Raw genomic sequence first — 25,794 nt, 5'->3', positions numbered from 1 at the left:
GTTCAACTGTCGGGGTGACCCGATCTGGGCCCCGGGGCGAGCCGATTTCGGTGGGATCGTGGGAGACTGGATCTGCCATGAGAAGTCTGCCGTTGACCCCGACCCGTCCGACGACCACCGCCACGCCCGCTGGTCGTCCGGCCCTGCCACCCCAGCACCTGGCTGATCTCGATCTCGCACAGCGGCAGACGTTGCTGGCCGGGCTCGGTCAACCGGCCTATCGGGCCCGGCAGGTCTCCACCCACTACTTCACCCGGCTGGTCCGTGATCCCGTTGCGATGACCGACCTGCCGGCGGCGGCCCGTGCGCCGATCACCGAACGCCTGCTGCCGACTCTGCTCACCGCCGTACGGCAGCGCAGCTGCGACGACGGGTCGACGCACAAGGCGCTGTGGCGGTTGCACGACGGCGCACTGGTGGAGAGCGTGCTGATGGGCTACCCGGACCGGGTCACCGCCTGCGTCTCCAGCCAGGCCGGCTGCGGTATGGCCTGCCCGTTCTGCGCGACCGGTCAGGCCGGGCTGACCCGTAACCTCTCCACCGCGGAGATCGTCGACCAGGTGGTCTTCCTCGCCGGGGTGGCCGCACGTGGCGGGGTCACCGGATCCCCGCCCCGCCTGTCGCACGTGGTGTTCATGGGCATGGGCGAGCCGCTGGCCAACTACGGCCGGGTGATCGCTGCGGTCCGCCGGCTCTGCGCGCCGGCGCCGGAGGGTCTCGGGCTGTCCCAGCGACACGTGACGGTCTCCACGGTCGGCCTGGTGCCGGCGATGCGCCGACTCGTCGGAGAAGACCTTTCGGTGACTCTTGCGCTGTCGTTGCACGCGCCCGATGATGATCTGCGCGACGAACTCGTGCCAGTCAACCAACGGTGGAAGGTCGCTGAAGTCCTCGACGCCGCGTGGGACTACGCGGACCGCACGGGCCGGCGGGTCTCCATCGAATACGCGATGATCCGGGATGTGAACGACCAGCCATGGCGGGCGGATCTGCTGGGCCGATTGCTGGCTGGTCGGATGGCCCATGTGAATCTCATTCCGCTCAATCCGACTCCCGGCAGTCGTTGGGATGCCAGCCCGAAGCCGGTCGAGCGGGAATTCGTCCGCCGGTTGCGGGCGGCCGGTGTCGCGGTCACCGTACGCGACACTCGGGGCAGGGAGATCGACGGTGCATGCGGGCAGCTCGCCGCCGCGCAGACGGCGACGTGAGCTACCGGTGATCAGCGAGTGAATCAGGAGACATAGTGGCGAGTCAGGGACAGCGCTTCCGGCGCAAGGCGCTTCGTCGGGGTTACAAGGTCGACGAAGTGGATGCCTTCCTCGACCGCGTCGAGGCCACACTCGCCGGCGAACCGGTCGGATCACCGGTTTCCGCACAGGAAGTGCACGACGTCGTATTCCGTGTCCGCTTCAACGGCTACGACGAATGGCAGGTCGACCTGCATCTGGACCGGGTCGAACGACAACTGGCCGAGTTGGAGGAGCGGCCTGCGGCGGCCCGTGGCTCCGGTGCTGCCGCCGTGCCGCCCGATCGGCTGGCCCCACCGCCGCGCGAGGACCGGCCGGTCGCCGCGGCGGCCCCGGCCCTGCCGGCACGGCCGGTGCCCGCCCTGCCGGCTCCGCCACCGCACGACCCGTACGGTGGCGGCGGCTATCCGGAGCAGCCCGCCGCAGCCGGTTACGGGCGCTACGACGACCCGCGTGGCGCCGGCGGTTACCCGCCGCCCGGTGGCGGCCCCGGCGGACCGCCGGCCACACCGGTTCCCGCTGGTCCGCACCGGGGCTTCGGGCCGGGCCCGGAAGGCCGGTTCGACGGGTTCGAACAGGGACGCCACGGCAAGGCCGACATGACGGCAGAGATCTACTTCCCGGACCGGCGGTCGGGTCCGGCCGGCCCGCCGACCGGTGGGCACCCGCAGCTCCCCGGGCCGATGCCGGGCCCTGGCGGGATGCCCGGCCCGGGCGGTCCGGGCCCGCGTGACGGTGGCCCCGGCCCGCGTGACGGCGGTTTCGGTCCGCGTGACGGCGGTTTCGGTCCGCGTGACGGTGGCCCCGGTCCACGTGACGGTGGCCCCGGTCCACGTGACGGTGGTCCGGGGATGCCGGGGCCCGCAGGCGCGGGATTCGGTGGACATCCCGGTGCGGCCGGTCACCCGGGTGGCGGTGGCCACCACGCGACGGGCGGCTACCCCGGCGTCGGCGGGTACCCGGGCGGGCCGGGTCAGCCTGGTCTGGGCACCCCACCCGGTGGACCGCCGGCCGGCGGCGGCGGTGATCTGCAGCGGGTCGACCAGATCCGACGGACCTTCCAGGTGCGTAGGTTCGGCAGCGGCTACGACCCGATGCAGGTGGACCGGCTGTTCGAGGACATCCTGACCGCGATGGCGGGGCGTGGGCCGATGCCGGTGAACACCACGGACCTCGACACCATGCAGTTCGGCCTGGTGACGGGCGGCTACTTCGAGGCGGAGGTCGACGCGGCGCTCAAGGAGGTGCAGGACATCCTGCACCGGGGTCGCTGACCTGCCATCCGCCGGGCCCGGTCTGACCGGGCCCGGCGGATGGCGCTGGCGGGGGACGGTCAACGCTGGCGGGGACGGGTCAGGACCGCAGACCGTTGCGCCGCAGCACGGTGTCGCCGACGACGATGGCGAGCAGTCCGACGGCCAGGGCGATCAGCCAGATGTCCTCCACCCGGCCGTCGTGGTTGCCGATCAGCATCGACAGCAGCGCCAACGCTGAGACGACGGCGCCGATGCGCCCCAGCTTTCGGTGGCCCGGCTTGTGCTGATCGGGCGAGGTCACCGGCTCGGTTCCGGCCACGGCTGGTCCTCCTTTACGAGCGGAACCCGCTCACTCGTTCGGAACCCGACCAGTCTGGCACGACCCCGCCCGGCGTACCGCCGCACCCCGCCCGGCATACCACCGCGCACCCCAGGTGAGGGCTTCGACCGTACGGCGATCCGGGCGTCGCCGACCGGTGCGCCGACGGACTCCGGTAGCGTTCGGGCGTACACCCATTTCTGTGACCGAGGGGGTCTGTGCGGTGCGAGTGACGGGTACCGGGCACGCCAGCATGCGGATCGACACGGCCGCGGGCAGCATCCTGTGCGACCCGTGGGTCAATCCGGCCTACTTCGCCTCGTGGTTCCCCTTCCCGGACAACTCCCAGCTCGACTGGGAGTCCCTCGGCCAGGTCGACTACCTGTACGTGTCCCACCTGCACCGGGACCACTTCGACGCGGCGCACCTCAAGCGCTTCGTCTCGAAGAAGGCGACCGTGCTGCTGCCGGAGTACCCGACCTCGGAGCTGGAGGACGAGCTGCGGGAGCTGGGCTTCACCAGCTTCCTGCGGACGAAGAGCAACGAGGTCGTCGAGCTCGACGGCGGGCTGAACATCATGATCCAGGCGCTGACCAGCCCCACCGACGGCCCGATCGGTGACTCGTCGCTCTGGGTCGAGCACGACGGCATCCGGCTGCTCAACCAGAACGACGCGCGCCCCACCGACCTGTCGACGTTCGCGGCCCTCGGCCACGTGCACGCCCACATGCTGCAGTTCTCCGGTGCCATCTGGTATCCGATGGTCTACGAGCTGCCGGCCGCCGCGAAGTCCGCGTTCGGCAAGCAGAAGCGGGAACGCCAGTTCGACCGGACCTGGCGCTACATCGACGACCTGAAGGCGTCGTACGTCTTTCCGATCGCCGGGCCGCCGTGCTTCCTCGACGACGAGCTGTGGCAGTTCAACGACATCCACGGCGACGAGGGCAACATCTTCCCCGACCAGCAGGTCTTCCTGACCGAGTACGCCAAGGTCGGCGGGACGAACGCGGTGGTGCTGCTGCCCGGTTCGGTCGCCGAGGTGACCGCCGACGACTGCCGGGCCACCCATCCGCAGCCGGTCGAGGAGTTCTTCGCCGGCAAGCAGGCCCACCTGGTCGAGATGCGTGAGCGCAAGCGGCCGGTCATCGAGGCCGAGAAGGCGTCCTGGCGCCACCCGGAGATCGACGTACTGGGCGAGATGAAGCGCCGCATCGAGCCGCTGCTGGAAGAGTCGGTCTACCTGGCCAAGGGCGTCGGCGGGCCGGTCCGGTTCGACCTGGTCGGCTACGACGGCGAGTCGGTCGAGTCGATCGTCGTCGACTTTCCCGGCAAGCAGGTCCGCCCGTACGCCGACGAGAAGGTCCGCTACCGGTTCCGTACCGAACGGGCGTTGGTGGAGCACCTGCTGCACATCGGTGAGGTGGACTGGGTCAACTCGCTCTTCCTCTCCTGCCGTTTCTCGGCGGCCCGCATCGGCCAGTACAACGAGTTCGTCTACGCGTTCTTCAAGTGCCTGTCCACGGAGCGGCTGCAGTACGCCGAGGGTTGGTACGCCGAGCAGCGCCCGGACGCCGAGGACATCAAGCTCGGCGACTGGATCGTGCAGCGGCGCTGTCCGCACCTGAAGGCCGACCTGACCCGGTTCGGCATCGTCGACGGCGACCAGCTCACCTGCCAGCTGCACGGCTGGCGCTTCGACCTGCCCAGCGGACGCTGCCTGACCAGCGTCGGGCACGAGGTCCGGGCCCGCCGTGCCGGCACCCCGGCACCCGAGGAGACGCCGGCCGACGCACCGGTGGGCCAACCGGCGGCGCAGGCCTGACCCGGCACGCGCAGGACTGACGCCGGCGCCAAGCGGGCCGGAGCCGGCCTCACCGCCCCAGGTCGGCGAGGATCCGTCGGGCCGCGTTGTGCCCGGCGGCACCGATCACACTGCCGGCCGGGTGGGTGCCGGCGCTGCCCGCGTACAGGCCGGGCAGCCCGGTGGCGTACGGCATCCGGTCGGTGAACGACACGGTGTTGTCGACGTGGTGGATGTGCCCGCCGGTGATGCCGAAGTGGGCCTCGATGCCGGGCGGGGCCAGCGGTACCGCGTCGGCGACCAGCGCGCTGGCGCCGGGGGCGTACCGGTCGCAGATCGCCAACAGTTGGTCCACGTACCCGGGTAGCTCGGTCGACCACGACGAACCCGCCGGCTGCCACGGCACAGACTGGACGAACAACGCCGAGGAGTGGTGCCCGGCGGGGTCGCGCAGCGACGGGTCGACGGTGGTGTGCAGGTACCACTCGATGGTCGGCTCGGCGGGCAGCCGGCCGGCCCGTACGTCGGCCCACATCGCCCGCAGCGCGGTCATCGGCGAGGTGCCCCCGCCGTCGGGCAGCAGCGACGCCGAGCCGGGCAGCAGGTGGATCGTGGCCCCGAACGGGCTCGGCGCGTGGGCGGGCAGGCAACTGAACCGGGGCAGGTCGCGCAGCGCCAGGTTGACCTTCAAGGTGCTGCCGGGGCGGCGGGTGGCCGCGATCCGGTCGGTCAGCTCCGCCGGCACGGCACCGTCGGGGGCCAGCTCCAGCAGCCGGTACGGGTCACAGGCGCCGAGCACCACCTCGGCGGTCACCGCCCGGCCGTCGCCGACGACGACCCCGTCGACGGCACCGTTGGTCACGGTGATCCCGGTGACCGGTGCGCCGGTGACGATCCGCGCCCCGGCGGCCCGTGCGGCGTCGGCGAAGGTCCGTGACACGGTGCCCATCCCACCGGCGGCGATCATCCAGGTGCCGTCGGCGCCGGGCAGCCGGCACATGTTGTGGACCAGGAAGTTGTGGCCGGTACCGGGGTCGTCCGGGCCGGCGGTCAGCCCGCTGAGCCCGTCGGTGACCGCGTACATGGCGACCAGCAGTTCGGAGCGGAACGCGAAGCGGGCCAGGTAGTCGGCGACCGAGCCGCGCACCAGGTCGACGAAGACCTGCCGCAGCGCCGGGCGGACGTAGCGGTCGGCGGTCTGCTCCACCGGCAGCGGCTCGGCCAGCCAGGCCGGCGCGAGATCGTCGCGCAGCGCGGCCAGTTCGGCCTGCATCGCGTCGTCGGCGGCGACGTCAGCAGGGGAGAAGGTGGCGGCCATCTGCGCCCGGGTCGCGGCCCGGTCGGCGCCGAACAGCAGGTACGGCGACCCGGGCCCACCCGGGGTGGGCAGGAAGTAGTGCGGGTCGCGGCGCAGCACCGGGATGGTCACGTCGAGGGTGGCCAGCAGCTCCGGCGGCATCAGCCCGAGCAGGTACGACCCGGTGGAGTGCCGCAGCCCCGGCACCTTCGGGAACGGCTGCTCGGTGCGGGTCGCGCCGCCGACGACGTCGGCCGCCTCCAGCACCAGCACGTCCAGCCCGGCGCGGGACAGCAGGATCGCCGAGACCAGCCCGTTGTGCCCGGCCCCGACGACGACCACGTCGGCGTGGGCCGGTAGCGCGGTGTCGCCCGCCGGGCCGGACGCGCCCGCCGGAAGTTGTGACGTACCCATGTGTCGACCCTAGTCCCCGTGCGGCGTCCATGATGGGCCTGCGATAGTCGAGCCGTGTTCGCATGGTGGGGACGGACCGTGGTCCGGTTGCGGTGGGTGGTGCTGGCGGCGGCGGGGCTGCTGGTCGTCGTGGGCGCGACCTGGGGGCTCGGCCTGTTCGGCGCGGTCTCCGGTGGCGGGTTCGCCGACCCGGACGCCGAGTCGACCCGGGCCCAGGAGCGGATCGAGGCCGAACTGGGCAACCAGGCCGTCGACGTCCTGGTGCTCTACCGCAGCGACACCGCCACGGTCGACGATCCGGCGTTCCGGCAGGCGGTCACCGCGACCCTCGACGACCTGGCCGCGCATCCCGAGGTGACCAGCGTCACCAGCTTCTACGACACGCAGTCGCCGGCGCTGGTCGCCACCGACCGGCGGGCCACCTACGCGCTGGTGCAGCTCGCCGGCGCCGACGAGGACGCCAGGACCGCCGGGTACGACGAGATCCGGCCGCTGCTGGACGCACCCGGGCTGACCACGCAGGCCGGCGGCCCGGTGCCGTTCCTCGACCACGCCAACGAGCAGACCATCCGGGACATCACCCGGGCCGAGCTGATCGCCATGCCGATCCTGCTGGTGCTGCTGGTGCTCATCTTCGGTGGGTTGGTGGCGGCGTCGATGCCGCTGCTGGTCGGGGTGCTCGCCATTCTTGGCGCGTTCGTCGCGGTCCGGGCGTTGACCCTGGTCACCGAGGTGTCGGTGTTCGCGATCAACGTGATCACCCTGATCGGGCTGGGCATGGCGATCGACTACGCCCTGTTCGTGGTCAGCAGGTTCCGCGAGGAGCTGGCCGCCGGGCATCCGACCGAGGCGGCGCTGGTACGCACCGTGGCCACCGCCGGGCGTACCGTCGCGGTCTCCGGGCTGATCATCGGTACGTCGCTGGTCAGCCTGTTGATCTTCCCACAGCCGTTCCTGACCGGGATCGGGTTCGGCGGGATGGCCGCCGTGCTGGTCGCCATGCTCGCCTCGGTGACCGCCCTGCCGGCCCTGTTGGCGGTGCTCGGCCCCCGGATCAACGCACTCGCCGTACCGCTGCCGTGGCGCCGCCGGCGCACCGACCCGGCGGCGACGGCGGGTCCGCGCGCGACGGCGGCCGACCCGGCCACCGTCGGAGCCTGGGCGCGGATCGCCCGCAGCGTGATGCGCCGCCCGGTGCGCTACGCCACCGTCGTGGTGGTCGGCCTGCTGCTGCTGGCCACCCCGTTCGCCCGGGCCGAGTTCGGCGGCTTCGACGAGCGGGTGCTGCCGGCCGGAGCCGAGTCCCGGGTGGTCGCCGAGACCCTCGCCGAGGACTTTCCCGAGGGCGCCAGCGTCGGCCCGGTCGAGGTGCTGGTCTCCGGCGCCGGGCCCGACGTGGCGCAGGCCTTCGCCGACGAGATCGCCACGCTGCCGGGCGCGACCGGGGCGCAGATCGCGGCGGTACGCGACGCCTCGGCGCTGATCCGGGTCAGCTACGTCGGCGAACCCACCGGCGACGACGCCGAGGAACTGGTCCGCGCCATCCGTGACCTGCCCCCGCCGGCCGGTGCCGAGGTGCTCGTCGGCGGCCGGACCGCCGCCGACATCGACATGCTCGACAGCCTCGGCCGCTACCTGCCGTGGATGGCGCTGCTGATGGCGACCGCCACCATGGTGCTGCTGTTCCTGGCGTTCGGGTCGGTGGTGCTGCCGGTCAAGGCGGTGCTGATGAACCTGGTGTCGATCGGTGCGTCGTTCGGCGTGGTGGTCTGGGTCTTCCAGGACGGGCACTTCGCCGACTGGCTCGGGTTCACCCCGACCGGGTTCATCGACCCGACCAACCCGATTCTGATGCTCGCCGTGCTGTTCGGGCTGGCCACCGACTACGAGGTGTTCCTGCTGTCGCGGGTGCGCGAGGAGTGGGACCGCACCGGCGACAACACCGCGTCGGTCGCCGCCGGCCTGCAGCACACCGGGCGGATCATCACCGCCGCCGCGCTGCTGCTGATCGTGGTCGTCGCCGGCTTCGCCACCGGCGGCATCTCGTTCATCAAGCTGATCGGCGTCGGGATGATCGTGGCGATCGTCGTGGACGCGACCCTGGTCCGGGTGTTGCTGGTGCCGGCGACGATGCGGCTGCTGGGGCGGTGGAACTGGTGGGCGCCGGGTCCGCTGGGCCGGCTGTACCGTCGTTTCGGTCTGCACGAGACCCCGGCGCAGCCGCAGCTGGTGTCGGTGGGCCCGACGGGTGGCGGCGGCGACGCCAGCGGCTGAACGCCAGCGTCGCGGAGTAGCCGGCCAGCACGATCACGTGCAGCAGGTAGAGCCAGAGCAGCACCGCGACCGCCGCCCCGACCTGCTCGAGCCCGCCGAACGGCAGACCCAGGTCCAGCGGAAGCGAGCAGAACAGGATGAAGCCGTGCAGGAAGCCGGAGAGGTTGGCGGCGGTGAACGACCCGACCGCGACGGTGGCCAACCAGTCCGGCTTGCCGGGGCCGACGATCCGGAACACCCAGACCAGCACCGGGCTCAGCCCCAGCCAGACGGCCAGGAACGACACGATCACGCCGAGCGCGCCCGCCCAGCCGCCCCGGGCGAACAGCTCGGCGGCCGACGGCAGCGCCAGCAGCACCAGCAGCATCAGCGCCGGTGCGGCACCGAGCAACGGCAGCAGCAGGATTCGCCCGCGCCAGCCGACCAGGGCACCGGCCGGCTCCGGCGGCGGCGCCACCGACACGAATGCCCGGCGCAGCCCCTCGCCGTACAGCGAGGCGGGTAGCAGGGCGGCCAACGCCAGTGCCGGGGTCAGGTGCAGTCCGGCGTCGATCAGCGCGGCGGCGGCCCGGTCGGCACCGATCTGACCGGGCAGGGTGGCGATCGCCGGGTCGGTGAGTCGGCGGACCCGCCCCGCCCCGGCGAACAGTCCGGTCAGCCAGATCGCCAGCAGCGCCACCGGCACCACCGCGATCGCCCCGAAGAAGGTGATCGAGGCGGCGTGCAGAGACAGGTCCCGCCCGCGCAGCGGCCGGAACGCAGCCCGGATCATCCGGCGACCTCTGCTGACCATGGGCCCTAGCTTTCCCCACCGGGGCAACCGTCACTCCCGTGACCAGATGCGGGCCCGGTCACGTCGACCGTCGGGTTGGTGACATGGCCCGGTGTCCCGCCGTGGCGGGCCGGCGCGGTTACGCTGGTCGGTGCATCATGTCCCGCGGGAAGGGGTGAGCCCGATGGCGCTGCCGGCGTTCGCGAGCGATCCGGAGCCACCGCGCGAGCCGTCGTTCGACGTACTCGGGGATTTCGACGAGCCGTGGACCGCGCAGCTCGCCCTTGACCTGTTGCCGGAGACCAATGGTCCCAAGGTCGAGGTCCTCAGCGGGAGCGTGATCGTGACACCACATGCCGGGTACGACCATCAGACGATCGAGCTGGATCTGGCGTACCTGTTGAAGCAGGCAGCGCGTCGGGCCAAGCTCTGGCTCTATCACGAAGTGAACATCGTTTCGGGCGACGACCTGTTCATTCCGGACATCGCGGTGCTCCGCACATCCGGGAGCGGGCAGGTATCCATGCGTATCTCGGAGGCGGTGCTGCTCGGCGAGATCGTTTCCAAGAGCAACCGGCGCAAGGACGTGATCGACCGGCCACGGCAGTACGCCGCAGCCGGGGTTCCGTGGTTCCTGCGCGTCGACCTCCGCAACCGGGTGCCGGCGTTGGCGTTGCACGAGCTGAGCGACGGGGAGTACCGCCCGGTGGCGGCGGCCGCCGCCGGCACCCTGTTCTTGATGAAGGAGCCGTTCGAGTTCTCGATCGACCCGGCGGAGCTGTTGGACGAGGCTGCGACAGAATGAGGCGGTGACAGCCTCCCCGCGAGACATCGTCCTGCTCGGTTCGACCGGTTCGATCGGCACCCAGGCGGTCGACATCGTCACCCGCAACCCGGACCGGTTCCGCATCGTCGGCCTCGGCGCGGGCGGCGGCAACGTCGAGTTGCTGGCGGAGCAGGCGCTGCGGCTGCAGGTCGACGTGGTCGCGGTGGCCCGCGCCTCGGCGGCCCAGGACCTGCAGCTCGCCTTCTACGCCGAGGCGTCCCGGCAGGGCTACCCGACCGGCGGGTTCAAGATTCCGAAGATCCTGGCCGGCCCGGCGGCGATGGCCGAGCTCGCCGAGTGGCCGTGTGACGTGGTGCTCAACGGGGTCGACGGCTCCCGGGGGCTGGCGCCGACCCTGGCCGCCCTGCGGGCCGGCCGGACCCTGGCGCTGGCCAACAAGGAGTCGCTGATCGCCGGCGGGCCGATCGTGCGGGCCGCGGTGCAGCGTCCGGACCAGATCGTGCCGGTCGACTCCGAACACTCGGCACTTGCCCAGTGTCTGCGCTCCGGTACGGCGGCCGAGGTGGACCGGCTGGTGGTGACCGCCAGCGGTGGCCCGTTCCGGGGCCGGCCCCGCGCCGAGCTGACCGAGGTGACTCCGGCCCAGGCGCTGGCCCACCCGACGTGGAACATGGGACCGGTCATCACGATCAACTCGGCGACCCTGGTCAACAAGGGGCTGGAGATCATCGAGGCGCACGAACTGTTTGGTGTTCCGTACCCTCGTATCGAGGTCGTGGTCCATCCGCAGTCGGTGATCCACTCGATGGTGGAGTTCGTGGACGGCTCGACGATCGCCCAGGCCAGCCTGCCGGACATGCGGTTGCCGATCGCGCTCGCCCTGGGCTGGCCGGCCCGGGTGCCGGCCGCCGCCGCGCCGGTGGACTGGACCCGCGCGCACACCTGGGAGTTCGCCCCGCTGGACGAGGCGACCTTCCCGGCGGTGGCGTTGGCCAAGCAGGCCGGGGCGGCCGGTCGGTGCCGCCCGGCGGTGTACAACGCGGCGAACGAGGAGTGTGTGGCGGCGTTCGTCGCCGGCAGGCTACCGTTCCTCGGCATCGTCGACACGGTGGACCGGGTGCTGCAGTCGGCACCGGACTTCGACGAACCGGGTACGGTCGAGGATGTGCTCGCTGCGGAATCCTGGGCGCGGGCCCGGGCGCAGGAGTTCATCGGTGCGTCGGCGGAGGGAGCTTGATGGCGTACCTGCTCGGGGTGGTTCTCTTCGCCCTCGCGATTCTCATCTCGGTGAGCCTGCACGAGGCCGGTCACATGGTGACGGCCAAGAAGTTCGGGATGAAGGTCACCCGCTACTTCGTCGGCTTCGGCCCGACCATCTGGTCGTTCCGGCGCGGCGAGACCGAGTACGGCCTCAAGGCCATCCCGCTCGGCGGCTTCTGCAAGATCGTCGGGATGACGCCGCAGGACGACGACGTCGCACCCGGCGACGAGTCTCGGGTGATGTGGCGGTACCCGGTGTGGAAACGCACCATCGTGATGTCCGCCGGGTCGGTGACGCACTTCGGCCTGGCGATCGTCGCACTCTGGCTGGCGGCGGTCTTCATGGGCCTGCCGAACCCGGACTTCCCGTCGAGCGAGGAGCAGGCCCGGCAGGAGCCGGCCGTCGTCGCGGTGACCGACTGCGTCGTCGTCGAGTACGTCTCCCGGGCCTGCGAGGCGACCGACCCGGCGAGTCCGGCGGCGCAGGCCGGCCTGCGTGACGGGGACCGGATCCTCGCCGTCGACGGCGCCCCGGTCGACACCTGGGGCGACATGCTGGAGGTGGTCCGGGGCGCCGAGCCCGGGGCCGCGACCGTCACCTACGAACGCGACGGGGTGACCGACACCGTCGAGGCGCAGCTCGCGGCGGTGCAGCGGCCCGAGCTGGGCAGCGAGGACGGGCCGCTGAGCACGGTGGCGGCGCTCGGCGTCGGGCTGCGGATCGAGAAGCCCGGCATGGTGACGTACGGGCCGATCGAGGCGTTCGGGGCGACCGGCGACTACCTGCGGCAGATGGCGATCGGCACCGTCGAGGCGATGATGCGGATCCCGGAGAAGATCCCGGCGCTGTGGGCGTCGATCACCGGCGCGGAACGCGACATCGACACCCCGATCAGCGTGGTCGGTGCCAGCCGGCTCGGCGGCGAGGCGGTGGCCAACGACGCGTGGGAGCTGTTCGTCCTGCTGTTCATCTCGTTGAACTTCTTCGTCGGGGTGTTCAACCTGCTGCCGCTGCTGCCGTTGGACGGCGGGCACATCGCGATCGCCTGGTTCGAGAAGATCCGATCCTGGGTGTACGCGGTCTTCGGCCGCCCCGATCCCGGTCGGGTCGACTACTTCAAGCTGATGCCACTCACGTACGCGGTCCTGCTGATCGGTGGCGCGTTCACGCTGCTGACCATCACCGCGGACGTGGTCAACCCGATCACGCTGTTCTCGAGGTGAGTTGAAAGTGACCGCTGTCAGTCTGGGCATTCCCGCGGTGCCGCCGCCGCCGCTGGCGCCACGTCGGGTCAGCCGGCAGATCATGGTCGGTGCGGTGCCGGTCGGTGGCGGTGCGCCGGTCTCCGTACAGTCGATGACCACCACGTTGACGTCGGACGTCAACGCCACGTTGCAGCAGATCGCGGAGTTGACCGCGTCGGGCTGCCAGATCGTGCGGGTCGCCGTACCGTCGCAGGACGACGCCGACGCGTTGCCGACGATCGCCCGCAAGTCGCAGATCCCGGTGATCGCCGACATCCACTTCCAGCCCAAGTACGTCTTCGCCGCGATCGACGCGGGCTGCGCGGCGGTGCGGGTCAACCCGGGCAACATCCGGCAGTTCGACGACAAGGTGGCGGAGATCGCCAAGGCGGCGTCGGCGGCCGGTACGCCGATCCGGATCGGCGTCAACGCCGGTTCGCTGGACAAGCGGCTGCTGGCCAAGTACGGCAAGGCGACGGCCGAGGCGCTGGTCGAGTCGGCCCTGTGGGAGTGTTCGCTCTTCGAGGAGCACGGCTTCCGTGACATCAAGATCTCGGTCAAGCACAACGACCCGGTGGTGATGATCCGGGCGTACCGGCTGCTGGCGCAGCAGTGCGACTACCCGCTGCACCTCGGGGTGACCGAGGCCGGGCCGGCGTTCCAGGGCACGGTCAAGTCGGCGGTGGCGTTCGGTGCGCTGCTGGCCGAGGGGATCGGCGACACGATCCGGGTGTCGCTGTCCGCGCCGCCGGTGGAGGAGATCAAGGTCGGTACGGCGATCCTGGAGTCGCTCGGGCTGCGGGAACGGGGTCTGGAGATCGTTTCCTGCCCGTCCTGCGGGCGGGCCCAGGTGGACGTTTACACCCTGGCCGACCAGGTGACGGCAGCGCTGGAGGGGTTCCCGGCGCCGCTGCGGGTCGCGGTGATGGGGTGTGTGGTCAACGGTCCGGGTGAGGCGCGCGAGGCCGATCTGGGGGTGGCGTCGGGCAACGGCAAGGGCCAGATCTTCGTCAAGGGCGAAGTGATCAAGACGGTGCCGGAGTCGCAGATCGTGGAGACCCTGGTCGAGGAGGCGCTGCGGCTGGCCGACGCGATGGGTGCCGAGCTGCCGGAGGAGATGCGCGAGCTGGTGTCCGGGCCGACGGTCACGGTGCACTGACGTCGTTCCGCTCGGCTGCGGGGTGGTCCCGCCGGAGGATGGTGATCCTCCGGCGGGATCTTTCGTTGTGCGGTCGCTTCATACTGATCGTCAGCCGTCTACATAGGCAGACGACGATTGACAAAGTTTAGAATCCCGACTTAGTCTGCGGCCACTTCGCTGGCGTCGGCTGCCCGCAGTGACCGCCGGTGCCCGTCCTTCCTGCCTGCCCGCAGGCCCCCCACGGCGAGGAGCGACATGAATCGACAAGCAACGACGGCGCGCGGCAGGCGGTGGCGCGCCGGCCTGGTGGCCGGCGGCGTGACCGCGGCACTGGTCGGCGGCAGCATCGCTATCGCGGCCAGCGCCCACGCGGCGACCGGCTGCCGCGTGGTGTACTCGGCACCGTCGCAGTGGCCCGGCGGCTTCACCGCCAACGTGGCCGTCACCAACCTCGGCGACCCGATCAACGGCTGGCGGCTGACCTGGACCTTCCCGGCCGGCCAGCAGGTGACCCAGGCGTGGAACGCCACCGTCACCAGTTCCGGCAGCCAGGTCACCGCCACCAACGTCAGCTACAACGCCAACCTCGGCACCAACGCGACCGTCTCGTTCGGTTTCAACGGTTCCTGGACCGGCAGCAACACCGCGCCGACCTCGTTCGCCCTCAACGGGGTCACCTGCACCGGCAGCGTCGGCCCGACGACCCCACCGCCACCCACCACCGCACCACCCACCACGGCACCGCCCACCACCGCGCCGCCGTCACCGACCCCGACCGTCACCCCCCGTCCACCGGGCGACCCGCAGGCGGTCGTCAACGACATGCAGCCCGGCTGGAACCTCGGCAACACGCTGGACGCCACCGGTGACAACCTCGCCGGCAGCGGCGAGACGTCCTGGGGCAACCCGCTGGTCACCCAGGCGCTGATCCGCAACATCAAGGCTCAGGGATTCAAGAGCATCCGGATCCCGACGACCTGGACCCACCACCATGGTGCCGCCCCCAACTACACGATCGACGCCACCCGGCTGGCCCGGGTCAAGCAGGTCGTCGACTGGGCGCTCGCCGAGGACCTGTACGTGATGATCAACCTGCACCACGACTCGTGGCAGTGGATCCACACGATGCCGAGCAACCGCAGCACCGTACTCGCCCGCTACTCGGCACTGTGGACCCAGCTGGCCACCACGTTCCGGGACTCGTCCCCCAAACTGCACTTCGAAAGCGTCAACGAGCCGCAGTTCGCCAACAGCTCCGGGGACGCCCAGAACGCCCAACTGCTGGACGAGCTGAACCGGACGTTCCACCGGATCGTCCGAGGCTCCGGCGGCAACAACGCCACCCGGCTGCTCATCCTGCCGACCCTGCACACCTCGTCGGACCAGGCCCGGCTGGACGAGCTGGCCAGCACCTTCACCGCGCTGGGCGACCGCAACCTGATCGCCACCGTGCACTACTACGGGTACTGGCCGTTCAGCGTGAACGTCGCCGGCGGGTACCGCTTCGACGCCACCGCCCAGCAGGACGTGATCGACTCGCTCAACCGGGTGCAGAACACCTTCGTCTCCCGGGGCATCCCGGTCGTCATCGGCGAGTTCGGACTGCTCGGCTTCGACCGGCACACCGGCACCATCCAACAGGGTGAGAAACTCAAGTTCTTCGAGTTCTTCGGCTACCACACCCGGACCCGCAACATCGCCACCCAGCTCTGGGACAACGGTCAGCACCTGGGCCGCACCAGCTTCCAGTGGAGCGATCCGGAGCTGATCGCCCAGATCAAGTCCGCCTGGACCACCCGGTCGGGCACCGCCGCCAGCGACATGGTCTTCGTACCGCGTACCGGCGCCGTCACGGCGAAGAGCCTGACGCTCAACCTCAACGGGCTGAACTTCCAGTCGCTGCGCCAGGGCAGCACCAACCTGGTACAGGGGACCGACTACACGGTCAGCGGCAACCAGCTGACATTGACCGCGGCGGCGCTGACCCGGCTGGTCGGCAACCGGGCGTACGGGGTGAACGCGACCCTGCACGCGCACTTCTCCGCCGGCGTCCCCTGGCGGATCGACATCCTCTCGAACGACCGGCCGGTGCTGCAGAACGCGACCGGCACCACATCGGCGTTCAGCATCCCGACCGCCTTCAACGGCGATCAGTTGGCCACGATGGAGGCGCGGTACGCCGACGGATCCAACGCCGGCCCGCACAACTGGACGTCGTACAAGGAGTTCGACGTCACGTTCGCGCCGAACTACAGCGCCAACAACATCTCGTTGACCTCGACCTTCTTCGCCGAGGTCAACGACAACGCCCCGGTCACGCTCACCTTCCACTTCTGGAGCGGGGCGACGGTCACCTACACGGTGCGCCGTAGCGGCTCATCGGTGACCGGCACCGTCGGATAGCCCGTACGGTTCATGGTGGGTGTCGCCGGCGCGCTCGGCGGCACCCACTGTGGCCTGCGGCGTCAGCAGCAGTCCGGACCGCAGCAGTCCGGCTCGCACGCGCAGCGCGTGGTCGGCTCCAACATCATCGTCACCTCCTCTCCTGGTCGTCCGGTGGGCACCACCGGCCCGGCTCCGGCGGCGGGCAGCCGGCCGCCGGCAGGGCGGCGGCCATCGCCGCCATCTCGGCCCGTAGCGCGGTCAGCCGGGCCAGTTCCGCGTCGACCTCGGCCATCCGACGGCGCAGCAACTGCTCGGCCGGTTCACACGGGCAGACCCCGGTGTCCCGGACGGCGAGCAGGTCGGCGATCTCCCGGAGCCGCAGCCCGAGCCGCTGGCAGCCCTGGATGAACCGCAGCCGGTCGAGCGCGTCCGCGCCGTAGCGTCGGTAGCCGGCGGCTGACCGGGGCGCGGGTGGCAGCAGCCCGGCCCGCTCGTAGTAGCGGATGGTGTCCGGTGCCACCCCGGCCGCCGCGGCCAGTTCGGCGACCCGCATCCCGGTACCGGGATAGGTGCCCATGTCGACGACGGTAGACCTTGGAGTGCACTCCAAGGTCAAGCCCTGGTGCGCCGGCGGCACCCGCTCAGCCGGCGATCGCGGCACACCCGCGCCACCCGTCGGCGGCCGCCACCGCTCAGCCGACGAATTCGGGCTGGCGGGTCCGCGGATCGCCCAGGCGAACGAACTCGACCGTCGCCGACGCCAGGCCGAACGCGGTGAGGGTCGTCAGCGCCCAGAACGGGGACAGCCACGCGGTCGGCACCGCCAGCGGTACGACGGCGGCGGCGCTCACCACCCGGTACCAGCTCACGACGCGCCAGAGCCGCCACCAGTACACCTGGTTGATCAGCAGGTAGAACGCCGCCCCCCAGTAGATGGCGTAGTGCCCGTACCGGATCGCGGTGTCGTCGTGGTCGCCGACGATCTGGTGCAGGCCGTACGCGACCATGATGATGCCGGCGATCATCGGCAGATGCAGGTAGGTGAAGGCGTCTCGGGCGAGTTTCGCCCGGTCGACGCCGGTCCTGGCCTCCAGGGCCAGCCGGGCCGAGTCGATGGTAGGGAAGTAGGACCACCAGAGCAGGACCAGGATGACTGCGGCGATCCCGGCGACCAGGATCACGCCGCCCGAGATCGAGCGCTCGCCGACCGCCAGACCGACTGAGATCACCGCCTGGCCGAACGCGATCAACGTGATCAGCGCGTACCGGTCGACCCAGTGCCGGGTGGAGCGGGGCCGCCAGCTGTGGACCCCGGTGGGGTAGCTGCCGACGAACTGGACGGTGATCGCCGCGACCCACAGCACGGTGACGGCGGGCGTTCCCGCGACAGGGCCCGGCGTCGCCAGCTCCACGACGGCGTAGCCGGCGAGCAGCAGCAGTGCGACGCTGGACGGTACGGCGGCCTGCCGGCCCAGGTCGCGCAGCGTCGGATCGGTCTGCGACGCCTGCCACAACAGGATGGCCTGCATCACCTGGCCGGCGAGATAGCAGAACACGATGATCAGCAGTCCGGGCAGGCCGCCGGCGGCCGGGTCGAACGCCTGCGGGGCGGCGATCCCGATCAGCAGGACCGCCGTGGCCATCCCGACGGTGCTCAACCGGACCAGGGTGGTCTCGGTGCGCACCGCGTTGGCCAGCCAGGAGTACGACGTCCAGGCCCACCACAGCATCGCGAGCAGGGTGAGCCCCCGGACGATGCCCCACCCCGAGGTCTGCCGGGTCATCAACACGGTGACCTGGAGGAACGCGAAGACGAAGACCAGGTCGAGGAAGAGTTCCCGGGGGACCACGCCGTGCAGCCGGGACGCCCCGGACTCGACCATGTGGTGCAGTTGGGTGTGCCGGCTGTGGAACACGGTGCGGTCGGCGAGGATCATCGCGACGAGGCCGGCGGCCAGCAGGGCCAGGGCACCCAGCACCGACAGCCGGGTGGCCAGGGGGAGCAGACAGAGCAGCAGCCCGATGCCGAGCAGTGGGCTGCGACCGAACAGCCGACCGGTCCGCCATTCGAAGCCGACGAGGGCGGCGAGGTAGATCAGTACCCCGCCGTAGACGATCAGGACGTGCGTCGGCCCCCATGCCGCGCCGGAGGCTCCGGAGGTCGCGGCGACCGCCTGCTTGAGGCCGAGCGCCAGCACGATCAACCCGGCGATCATCGGCAGGTGCATCCCGCTGTAGGCGTCCCGGGCCATCCGGGTCTGGTCGACGACGGACAGGCGGGCCAGGGCGTGCTCGGCGAGGATCTTGGCGAGGTCGAAGTAGCTCCACCACAGCAGGGTGACGATCAACATCCCCAGCCCGGCGGCGGCGATCAACGACCAGGTGACCGGGATCGCCGTGCCCGGCCCGCCACCGGTGCCGATCGAGATGATCGTCTCGCCGAGGGCGACCAGGACCACCAGGGCGTGCCGTTCGGCGAGGTGCCACGGCGAGACCATCTGCCAGCTGCCCCGTCCGACGGCTGCCAGGATCATGAAGTCCATGGCGAGCGCGGTCGCGAACAGCCCGATCCGCGCCAGTTCCGGGTCGATCGCCGCCGGCAGCAGGTCCATCAGCCACCGCGGCAGCAGCGCGGCGGTGAGCAGCACCGGCGCCGAGGCGGCGAGGGTCGCCCAGGCGATGGCCGCCGGCCGCCGGCCGGGTGGGCCTTCGTGCCAGCGCGACCGGGTGAGGATCGCCAGGACGCTGGTCCGGACCGCGAGGTAGCCGAGCACCACGACCAGCGGACCAGCCAGGCTGCCAGGCCGGTCGACGAACGACTCGGGGACCGCGACCGCGACGATCAGCAGTACGGCGGCGATCCCGGCCATCATCGGTGGCACCCCACCACGGTCGACGTGCACGACGTTGCCGAGCCAGACGCAGGCGGTCCAGCAGTGCCACAGCAGCAGGACGACCAGGATGCCCCGGATGGTGCCGAGGAGTGCGGTGTCGGCCGCCATCAGGCTGGTGATCTCGAGGAAGGCGAAGACGAAGAGTACGTCGACGAAGAGTTCCATCCAGCTGACGTCGCCGGTCACCCGCGCGTCGCGCCGCACCAGGCGCAGGCCGCCGGCGGTCGGGTGCGGATGCGGGGTCTCGTCGTGCACGCGTCAACTCTGGCAACCACCACCCGCACCGGGTGGTGGATTGGCGGATTCCCGGCCACCACCGGCCGGCGACCGCGCGTGGGAACGGGCCGGCCGGCGGCCGGCGACGTCGTTGTCGCCGACCGCCGGCCGGTGCCGGTCGGTGGGGTGGGAGTGGGTCAGGCGGCGTCGCCGGTGCTGCTGGCGGCCACCGTACGGCGCGTGCCGGGGTAGCGGATGCTCTCCACCATCTCGGAGATCTCCGCTGGCGGCGGTGCCGTCATCTTCGACACGACGATCGTGACGATGAAGTTGACGATGGCACCGATGGTGCCGATCGCCTCCGGGCTGATGTCGAAGATGTGCGCGTGTGCCGAGGTACCGAACACCTCCAACGTGTAGATCATGTACGCGGCGGTGAACACCAGACCGGCGACCATGCCGGAGGCGGCGCCGGTGGCGTTGCACCGTTTCCAGAAGATGCCGAGCACGATGACCGGGAAGAAGCTCGCGGCGGCCAGGCCGAACGCGAACGCGACCACCTGGGCGACGAACGCCGGCGGGTTGATGCCGGCGTACACCGCGATCAGCACCGCCAGGCCCATGGCGATCCGGCCGGCGAGCAGCCGCTGAGCGTCGGTGGAGTCCCGCTTGACCCGCCGGAAGTACAGGTCGTGCGAGAACGACGACGAGATGACCAGCAGCAGACCGGCGGCCGTGGACATGGCGGCCGCCATGCCGCCGGCCGCGACCAGACCGACGATCGGTGCCGGCAGACCGGCGATCTCGGGGCTGGCCAGCACCAGGATGTCGTTGTTGACGATCAGGTCGGCCCCGGAGGCGGGGTTGTTGCTGACCGATCCGATGGTCTGCACGCCGTCGCCGAACGTGACGAGCCCGGTCGCCGCCCAGTTGTTGACCCAGGCCGGCAGCGCGTCGACCGCCACACCGTTCACCGACTGCAGCAGGTTCAGCTTGGTGAACGCGCCCACCGCCGGGGCGGTGGTGTAGAGCAGGGCGATGAAGAACAGCGCCCAGAACGCCGAGTAGCGGGCGCCCCGGACCGTCTTGGTGGTGTAGAACCGGACGATCACGTGCGGCAGGCCGGCGGTGCCGATCATCAGCGACATCGTCACCAGGAAGACGTCGATCTGCGGCCGCGCCGAGAACGCCTCGGTGAACTGGGTCAGCCCCATCTGCACGCTGAGGGCGTTGAGTTCGTCGAGGATCTGCCCGAACGACACCTGCGGAATCGGCAGCCCGGTCATCTGCTGCGCCACCGCGAACGCCGGGATCAGGTACGCGATGATGAGCACCGTGTACTGCGACACCTGGGTCCAGGTGATGCCCTTCATGCCGCCGAGCACCGCGTACGCGAAGATCACCAGCGCCGCGACGATGACGCCACCGGTGATGTCCAGGCCGAGGAACCGGCTGAAGACGATGCCGCCACCGCGCATCTGACCGACGACGTAGGTGAAGGAAATGATGAGCGCGGCGACCGCCGCGATCGTCCGTACGGTTTCCGAGTAACGGTCACCGACGAATTCCGGCACGGTGAACTTGCCCCACTTACGCAGGTACGGGGCGATCAGCAGGGCCAGCAGTACGTAACCGCCGGTCCAGCCCATCAGGTAGATCGAGCCGTCGGAGCCGAGGAAGGCGATCAGGCCGGCCATCGAAATGAACGACGCGGCCGACATCCAGTCGGCGGCGACGGCGGCACCGTTGGCGACGGTGGGGATGCCCTGACCGGCGACGTAGAAGCCGGTGGTCTCCTTCACCCGGCTGCGCCAGGCGATGCCCAGGTAGACGGCGAACGTGCCGACGATGAAGACGAGGGTCCAGGTTTGGATGTTGCTCACTTCTGGCTCCCTTCCGCCGCACGCTCACTGACGCCGAACTCGTCGTCGAGGCGGTCCATCATCTTGGCGTAGACCAGGATGAGGATCACGAACGTGTAGATCGAGCCCTGCTGGGCGAACCAGAAGCCCAGCGGGAAGCCGAAAATTTCGATGTTGTTCAGCGGCTGGATCAGCAGAATGCCGAAGACGAACGACACGACGAACCAGATGGCGAGCAGGATCACCATCAGTCGCAGATTCCGGCGCCAGTACTGCTGCCGCCAACCGTTGTCCGGTGGCGTGGTTGGCGGTGGCGACTCCTCGCCACCCGCACTGCTATCGGGGGTTACCTCGGTCACTGTGGGGCCTCCTAGTCGTCATGGGAACGGCAGGTCCGGTGACGGGCCGCGCCGTGACGACTCCGTTCGGTCGCCCCGGCGTGGCGGTGCCGCTGGCCGTACCGCCCGTGCCGCGCGGCGTACTGCCCGGCGGCTTGTGCGGTCGGTCACACCCTTAATCTGGGAAGAGAACGTGACGCGGCGAGCTCAGGCAAGAGTTGATCTGCTTGACGCCGGGTTGGGGCGCTGAACGGTCCGCCGTGGTCCGCGAGCGGTCGGCGACGGTGGGCTGACGGTCGGTTCCCGCCTCTTTTGTGCGTTTTCGTGGCGATCGTCGTGCCGCCCAGCGGACCGGTCTGACCACTCACCGATTGACGACTAGGTCACCGACCGCGCCGGGACCTAGCATCCGGACATGGCTGACACCGCAACCACCGCCGCACCCACCCGTCGGCGTGTCCTGCACGCCGGCAGCCTCGGCATGATCGTCGGCGGGCTGCTGGCGCTGGTCGGCTCGCTGCTGCCCTGGGTCATCACCCCGTTCGGCTCCCTGTCCGGCGCCGCCGGCCCTGGCCTGTGGACCCTGTGTGCCGGCTTCATCGCCATCGCGGGTGCGCTGCTGCCGTACCGCAAGGTCGCCATCGCGCACAGCCTGCTGCCCGGCCTGGCGGTTGCGGTCATCGTCGGCTGGCAGGTGGCGCGGCTGATCTACCTCAGCTCGATCACCGACAGCTGGGGGCAGCTGATGCCCGGCATCGGCATGGTGATGGCCGCCGGCGGCGCGGTCGTGCTGCTGCGTACCGGGATCCGACTGGTCTCGATCCGATAGCCGCGGTCCTCGCTCGACCCGGCGGCGGTCCCGGCCCGGCCCGGTAGCGCACCGGCCCGACCAAACGCACGGTTTTCGCAGGTGATCCGCCGCTGGAAGACTGACGCCCGTGACCTACCCCAACCCGTACCAGTCAGGGCCGCAGCAGCCTCAGCACCCCGTGCCCACCTCGGGCCAGCCGTACCAGCAGGGCGGGTACCACCCCGCCCCCGGTCCCGGGGTGGCGGTGCCGAAGTCCGCCGGCGCGGCCGTCGCCCTGGAACTCGTGCCCGGCCTGTTCGGCATCTTCGGCATCGGCAACATCTACGCCGGCCGGATCCCCACCGGCATCGTGCTGATGGTGTCGTTCTGGGTGCTGTTCTGGATCAACGTACTGCTGACCTTCATCTTCATCGGCTGGCTGACCCTGCCGGCGACCTGGGTGGCGTACCTGATCGCCGGCCCGATCCTGGCGTTGCGCGCCACCGAGAAGCACAACTCCCGGCTGGCCGCCGGGTACCGCTGAAGCGTCGAGCGGACCCGGGGCGGCGCCGTCGGATCGGATGATCCGACGATGACACCCCGGGCCGCCCGCCTCACTGGTTCGGCGCTGTCTCCGTCGCCGGCTGGAGCGGGCAACCCCGCACCGTGTACGCGACCAGGCCGGTCACCGACAGCACGAGGGCGCAGACCGTCGCGGCGGTGCTGTCGCCCGGCTGGATCAGCCAGGCCCCGAGCTGCATCCGCAGCTGCTCACTCGGCCCCATCCAGGGCATGATCGCGACCAGGGTCCAGGTCAACGGCGCGATCCAGGACAGCGCGGCACCGAGCAGCACGGCGCCGAGCGCGGTCAACCCGAGCAGCCCGGCCGTGTTGCGCACCACCACACCCAGCGGCTCGTACCGAACATCGGTCACCGTGGTGACCAGCAGCAGGGCGACGACCGCGACGACGGTCAGCAGCAGGTGAACAGCCCGGCGGGCCGGCCAGCGGGCCGAGGCCGAGTGGTCCAGGGCGTCGTCGGCACCACTGAGCGTGGTGCCCAGGGCGACCGCCGCGATGAGCACGGTGACGCTGATCATCCGGGTGTTGACGGTCTGCCCGTCGGAAAAGAACGGCCAGGTGACCCAGGTCAGGCCGACAGTCCCGAGCGCGATCGCCACGGCCAGCGGCACCCGGCGGGAGCGCAGGTACAGGCCGACGAACCTCATTGATCGCCTGCCAGGAGCAACGCCTCGAACTGGTCGTAGTCGCAGTCGAGCGCCGCCGCGCGGGCCCGTCCGACGAGCTGCCGCTGCTGATCCGCCGGTAGCGCGGTCAGCCCCTGGTAGCCCGCCTCGATCTGCTGGATGTCTTCGACCCGGAACCAGTCCTCCCGTTTCGGCGGTTCGCCGGTCAGCCAGGCGGTCGCCACCGCCTCCGCCTGGTAGGGCACGCTCCTGACGGCCTGGCCGGGCCCGCTGACGGCGTGGCACTCCTGCGCCCACGCCGCGTGCAGCAGATTCGCCTCGAAGTACCCGTCGCTGAGGTCGGCTTTCCCGTCGGCGGTGACGCCGACCGGGTCGAAGACCAGGGTGTCCGGGGGGCGCCGTGCAGGCGGCCGGCCCGGTGTCGCCCAGTCGACCGGTCGCGCACTCTCCTGCGCGCGTACCGGCGGGTCGGGCAGCTTGGCGGCCATCAGCGTGAGCGCCTCGCGGGCCGGACCGACGATGTCGGGTAGCAGCTGCGCGTGCACCTTGCGGACGCACACCTGCGGGCCGTCGTCGTCGCAGACCAGCTCGGCCGCGGCGGGGTCGACGACCGCCGCCCCGAAGTAGCCGCCGGTGGGCAGCAGCGGCACCGCCACGGCGGCACCGAGGACAGCGGGCAGCACCGCGAGGGCGAGCAGGCTGCGGCGCGCCGTGCCGATCAGCAGCAGTGCGGTGCCGGCCAACGCGGCCAACCACACCGCCTGAAGGGCGCTGACCGAGGTCGGAAGCGTCTGCAGGTCGTCGAAGCCACCCGGGAAGGCCGGCGTCAGCAGCAACGCCGACGGATCTGGCTGCGTTTTCACCCAGTTGGCGTCGTAGCCCGCCATGGAGATGTAGTCCGGCAGCAGCGCCACGACGGCGAACCCGACGACGGCGAGCACCGGCGCGGTGACGATCCGGGGCACGGCGCGGCCGGCGGCCATGCCGAGCCAACTGGCGGCGACCATGCCCAGCGCGCCCACTGTGGTGATGCCGAACACGGTGGAGGAGAAGTAGGCGGCGGTCGGCGCCACCCAGATCGCCCCGACGGCGGTCGCCAGCAGGTACACCACAACCATGATCGCGGCGTACCCGACGGCGAGCGGCAGCGTCCGTTGCCAGCGCGGGCGCACCGTGGTGGCGAACAGCTCACCGACCCGACTGCGTCGGTCGCGACGGCCCAGCCAGGCGCCACCGGCCAACGCCAGCGGGATCAGCAGCAGCAGCGATCCCCGGCCGTACAGGGCCAGCTGGGTCCAGCGTCCGGCGAAGAACTCGATCGACAGCAGGGTGAACGCCGCGCCGATCACCAGCAGCAGCAGCGCGATCCCGGGTACGGCCGTCCGGCGTACCTCCGTTTTCATGATCCGCCCGGTCATGCCGGCACCTTCCCCCGGTACGCGCGCAGCAGCGCCGAATATCCGCGCTCGGTGGCGCTGTCCCCGGCGTCACCGGCTCCGCCCTGCTCAGCCAGCTGCGCCGGGGTGCCCTGCCAGACCAGCCGGCCCTCGTTGATCAGCACCACGTCGGTGCAACCCGCCGCCACGTCCTCAACCAGGTGGGTGGAGACCAGTACGCAGCTGTCCACGCCGATCTCACGTAGCAGCTCCCGGAAGTCCAGGCGCTGTTCCGGGTCGAGCCCGACAGTCGGCTCGTCGAGCAGCAGCACCTCCGGGTCGTTGACGATCGCCTGGGCGATGCCGGCGCGGCGCAGCATGCCGCCGGAGAGCGACTTCAGCTTCGAGTCGGTCCGGCTGGTCAGGCCGACCCGGTCGACCGCCCGCTGCACCGCGCTCGGGATCTCGGCCTTCGGCATCTCCTTGAGCCAGGCCATGTACTCGACGAACTCGCGGACGGTGAACCGGGGGTAGAAGCCGAAATGCTGCGGCAGGTAGCCGAGCCGCCGGCGTACCCGGCGCAGGTCGGCACGGCTGGTGATGGTCTCGCCGAGCAGGTCGAGCCGCCCGCCGTTGGGCTTGACGACAGTGGCGAGCGCCCGCATCAGGGTGGTCTTGCCGGCGCCGTTGGGGCCGAGCAGCCCGTGCACACCGGTGCCCAGCGCCAGGTCGAGCCCGTTGACGGCGACGTGCCGCCCGGCGCGGACCACCAGCTGTTCGGCGTGCACCGACCAGGCGTACGTGGTCGGTGCGGTCTCCGCCGCGCTGACCGCACGCATCATGATCTCTCCATTCGTCGTGGTGCTGGCGGGGATCGGCAGTGGTGGAAAGGTGTCGGCGAGAGGGCGCCGA

At 70.8% G+C, this 25,794-nt stretch carries 20 protein-coding genes and 1 pseudogene; 11 read left to right on the top strand and 10 right to left on the bottom strand.

Annotation, left to right across the window (positions count from 1 at the left end):
- Positions 1 to 77: 77 nt before the first annotated feature.
- Complete coding sequence (rlmN, locus tag ACN28F_RS06675; RefSeq protein WP_289207202.1) at positions 78 to 1,208, top strand: 23S rRNA (adenine(2503)-C(2))-methyltransferase RlmN; 1,131 nt, start codon at positions 78 to 80, stop codon at positions 1,206 to 1,208.
- A gap of 35 nt (positions 1,209 to 1,243) precedes the next feature.
- The gene (locus ACN28F_RS06670) at positions 1,244 to 2,521 is read left to right on the top strand and encodes a DivIVA domain-containing protein (RefSeq protein ID WP_421357235.1); all 1,278 of its coding nucleotides are present in this window, start codon (positions 1,244 to 1,246) and stop codon (positions 2,519 to 2,521) included.
- Positions 2,522 to 2,600: 79 nt separating this feature from the next.
- Here ACN28F_RS06670 and ACN28F_RS06665 read toward each other — a convergent pair whose 3' ends face one another.
- On the bottom strand, positions 2,601 to 2,822 hold the full coding sequence (locus tag ACN28F_RS06665) for a DUF2631 domain-containing protein (protein WP_289207200.1): 222 nt from the start codon (positions 2,820 to 2,822) through the stop codon (positions 2,601 to 2,603).
- 223 nt (positions 2,823 to 3,045) lie between these two features.
- On the opposite strand from ACN28F_RS06665, the gene ACN28F_RS06660 reads away from it, so the two are divergent.
- Positions 3,046 to 4,644 carry a Rieske 2Fe-2S domain-containing protein gene (locus ACN28F_RS06660; protein WP_289207199.1) on the top strand — a complete coding sequence of 533 codons (1,599 nt, stop codon included), beginning with the start codon at positions 3,046 to 3,048 and terminating at the stop codon, positions 4,642 to 4,644.
- Positions 4,645 to 4,693: 49 nt separating this feature from the next.
- On the opposite strand, the gene ACN28F_RS06655 is transcribed toward ACN28F_RS06660, so the two are convergent.
- Positions 4,694 to 6,334, bottom strand: a complete 1,641-nt coding sequence (locus tag ACN28F_RS06655) for a phytoene desaturase family protein (RefSeq protein ID WP_289207198.1) — start codon at positions 6,332 to 6,334, stop codon at positions 4,694 to 4,696.
- 54 nt (positions 6,335 to 6,388) lie between these two features.
- Between ACN28F_RS06655 and ACN28F_RS06650 the strand changes: the two genes are divergently transcribed.
- Positions 6,389 to 8,608 (top strand): MMPL family transporter, encoded by a 2,220-nt coding sequence (locus ACN28F_RS06650; protein ID WP_421357234.1) that lies wholly within the window; start codon positions 6,389 to 6,391, stop codon positions 8,606 to 8,608.
- Here ACN28F_RS06650 and ACN28F_RS06645 read toward each other — a convergent pair.
- A pseudogene (locus ACN28F_RS06645) lies at positions 8,574 to 9,401 on the bottom strand (YhjD/YihY/BrkB family envelope integrity protein); the annotation flags it as partial. The gene ACN28F_RS06650 and the pseudogene ACN28F_RS06645 overlap by 35 nt on opposite strands.
- A gap of 163 nt (positions 9,402 to 9,564) precedes the next feature.
- On the opposite strand from ACN28F_RS06645, the gene ACN28F_RS06640 reads away from it, so the two are divergent.
- The 5 genes from ACN28F_RS06640 (at position 9,565) to ACN28F_RS06620 (ending at position 16,216) form a co-directional block, all read left to right on the top strand.
- A complete protein-coding gene (locus ACN28F_RS06640) occupies positions 9,565 to 10,185 on the top strand; it encodes a Uma2 family endonuclease (protein WP_421357233.1) in 621 nt (206 codons plus the stop codon).
- 25 nt (positions 10,186 to 10,210) lie between these two features.
- Positions 10,211 to 11,404, top strand: coding sequence for a 1-deoxy-D-xylulose-5-phosphate reductoisomerase (gene dxr, locus ACN28F_RS06635; protein ID WP_289211047.1), 1,194 nt, complete (start codon positions 10,211 to 10,213; stop codon positions 11,402 to 11,404).
- Entirely contained in the window at positions 11,404 to 12,651 is a 1,248-nt protein-coding gene (locus tag ACN28F_RS06630; RefSeq protein ID WP_289207195.1) for a M50 family metallopeptidase, read from the top strand. The genes dxr and ACN28F_RS06630 overlap by 1 nt, the downstream gene beginning before the upstream one ends.
- Positions 12,652 to 12,658: 7 nt before the next feature.
- A complete protein-coding gene (gene ispG / locus ACN28F_RS06625) occupies positions 12,659 to 13,831 on the top strand; it encodes a flavodoxin-dependent (E)-4-hydroxy-3-methylbut-2-enyl-diphosphate synthase (RefSeq protein WP_289207194.1) in 1,173 nt (390 codons plus the stop codon).
- A gap of 237 nt (positions 13,832 to 14,068) precedes the next feature.
- The gene (locus ACN28F_RS06620) at positions 14,069 to 16,216 is read left to right on the top strand and encodes a cellulase family glycosylhydrolase (RefSeq protein ID WP_289207193.1); all 2,148 of its coding nucleotides are present in this window, start codon (positions 14,069 to 14,071) and stop codon (positions 16,214 to 16,216) included.
- A gap of 130 nt (positions 16,217 to 16,346) precedes the next feature.
- On the opposite strand, the gene ACN28F_RS06615 is transcribed toward ACN28F_RS06620, so the two are convergent.
- The 4 genes from ACN28F_RS06615 to ACN28F_RS06600 form a co-directional block, all read right to left on the bottom strand.
- Positions 16,347 to 16,775: a MerR family transcriptional regulator gene (locus tag ACN28F_RS06615; protein ID WP_289207192.1), complete on the bottom strand. Its 429-nt coding sequence runs from the start codon at positions 16,773 to 16,775 to the stop codon at positions 16,347 to 16,349.
- Positions 16,776 to 16,890: 115 nt separating this feature from the next.
- Entirely contained in the window at positions 16,891 to 19,347 is a 2,457-nt protein-coding gene (locus tag ACN28F_RS06610) for a low temperature requirement protein A (RefSeq protein WP_289207191.1), read from the bottom strand.
- A 158-nt stretch (positions 19,348 to 19,505) separates the two neighbouring features.
- Positions 19,506 to 21,191: a sodium:solute symporter family protein gene (locus ACN28F_RS06605; protein ID WP_421357232.1), complete on the bottom strand. Its 1,686-nt coding sequence runs from the start codon at positions 21,189 to 21,191 to the stop codon at positions 19,506 to 19,508.
- Positions 21,188 to 21,529 (bottom strand): DUF4212 domain-containing protein, encoded by a 342-nt coding sequence (locus ACN28F_RS06600; protein WP_421357231.1) that lies wholly within the window; start codon positions 21,527 to 21,529, stop codon positions 21,188 to 21,190. The genes ACN28F_RS06605 and ACN28F_RS06600 overlap by 4 nt, the downstream gene beginning before the upstream one ends.
- A gap of 394 nt (positions 21,530 to 21,923) precedes the next feature.
- Here ACN28F_RS06600 and ACN28F_RS06595 point away from each other — a divergent pair, with 394 nt between their 5' ends.
- Complete coding sequence (locus ACN28F_RS06595; RefSeq protein WP_289207188.1) at positions 21,924 to 22,337, top strand: hypothetical protein; 414 nt, start codon at positions 21,924 to 21,926, stop codon at positions 22,335 to 22,337.
- 160 nt (positions 22,338 to 22,497) lie between these two features.
- Entirely contained in the window at positions 22,498 to 22,842 is a 345-nt protein-coding gene (locus ACN28F_RS06590; protein ID WP_421357230.1) for a hypothetical protein, read from the top strand.
- A 70-nt stretch (positions 22,843 to 22,912) separates the two neighbouring features.
- Here ACN28F_RS06590 and ACN28F_RS06585 read toward each other — a convergent pair whose 3' ends face one another.
- The 3 genes from ACN28F_RS06585 to ACN28F_RS06575 are packed head-to-tail and all read right to left on the bottom strand — an operon-like array spanning position 22,913 to position 25,724.
- A complete protein-coding gene (locus ACN28F_RS06585; RefSeq protein WP_289207187.1) occupies positions 22,913 to 23,527 on the bottom strand; it encodes a hypothetical protein in 615 nt (204 codons plus the stop codon).
- On the bottom strand, positions 23,524 to 24,924 hold the full coding sequence (locus tag ACN28F_RS06580; RefSeq protein ID WP_289207186.1) for a hypothetical protein: 1,401 nt from the start codon (positions 24,922 to 24,924) through the stop codon (positions 23,524 to 23,526). Before ACN28F_RS06580 ends, ACN28F_RS06585 begins: the two co-directional genes overlap by 4 nt.
- Entirely contained in the window at positions 24,921 to 25,724 is an 804-nt protein-coding gene (locus ACN28F_RS06575) for an ABC transporter ATP-binding protein (protein ID WP_421357229.1), read from the bottom strand. Before ACN28F_RS06575 ends, ACN28F_RS06580 begins: the two co-directional genes overlap by 4 nt.
- Positions 25,725 to 25,794: the final 70 nt, after the last annotated feature.

Origin of the sequence: Solwaraspora sp. WMMA2101, from assembly GCF_049179175.1 — a bacterium.
GTDB lineage: Bacteria > Actinomycetota > Actinomycetes > Mycobacteriales > Micromonosporaceae > Micromonospora_E.
This window is presented reverse-complemented; position numbering and strand designations above follow the sequence as displayed.

Coding starts and splice junctions, on each gene's coding strand:
- rlmN (WP_289207202.1), top strand. CDS start 78: ATGAGAAGTCTGCCGTTGACCCCGACCCGTCCGACGACCACCGCCACG.
- ACN28F_RS06655 (WP_289207198.1), bottom strand. CDS start 6,334: ATGGGTACGTCACAACTTCCGGCGGGCGCGTCCGGCCCGGCGGGCGAC.
- ACN28F_RS06640 (WP_421357233.1), top strand. CDS start 9,565: ATGGCGCTGCCGGCGTTCGCGAGCGATCCGGAGCCACCGCGCGAGCCG.
- ACN28F_RS06630 (WP_289207195.1), top strand. CDS start 11,404: ATGGCGTACCTGCTCGGGGTGGTTCTCTTCGCCCTCGCGATTCTCATC.
- ACN28F_RS06620 (WP_289207193.1), top strand. CDS start 14,069: ATGAATCGACAAGCAACGACGGCGCGCGGCAGGCGGTGGCGCGCCGGC.
- ACN28F_RS06615 (WP_289207192.1), bottom strand. CDS start 16,775: ATGGGCACCTATCCCGGTACCGGGATGCGGGTCGCCGAACTGGCCGCG.
- ACN28F_RS06595 (WP_289207188.1), top strand. CDS start 21,924: ATGGCTGACACCGCAACCACCGCCGCACCCACCCGTCGGCGTGTCCTG.
- ACN28F_RS06585 (WP_289207187.1), bottom strand. CDS start 23,527: ATGAGGTTCGTCGGCCTGTACCTGCGCTCCCGCCGGGTGCCGCTGGCC.
- ACN28F_RS06580 (WP_289207186.1), bottom strand. CDS start 24,924: ATGACCGGGCGGATCATGAAAACGGAGGTACGCCGGACGGCCGTACCC.
- ACN28F_RS06575 (WP_421357229.1), bottom strand. CDS start 25,724: ATGATGCGTGCGGTCAGCGCGGCGGAGACCGCACCGACCACGTACGCC.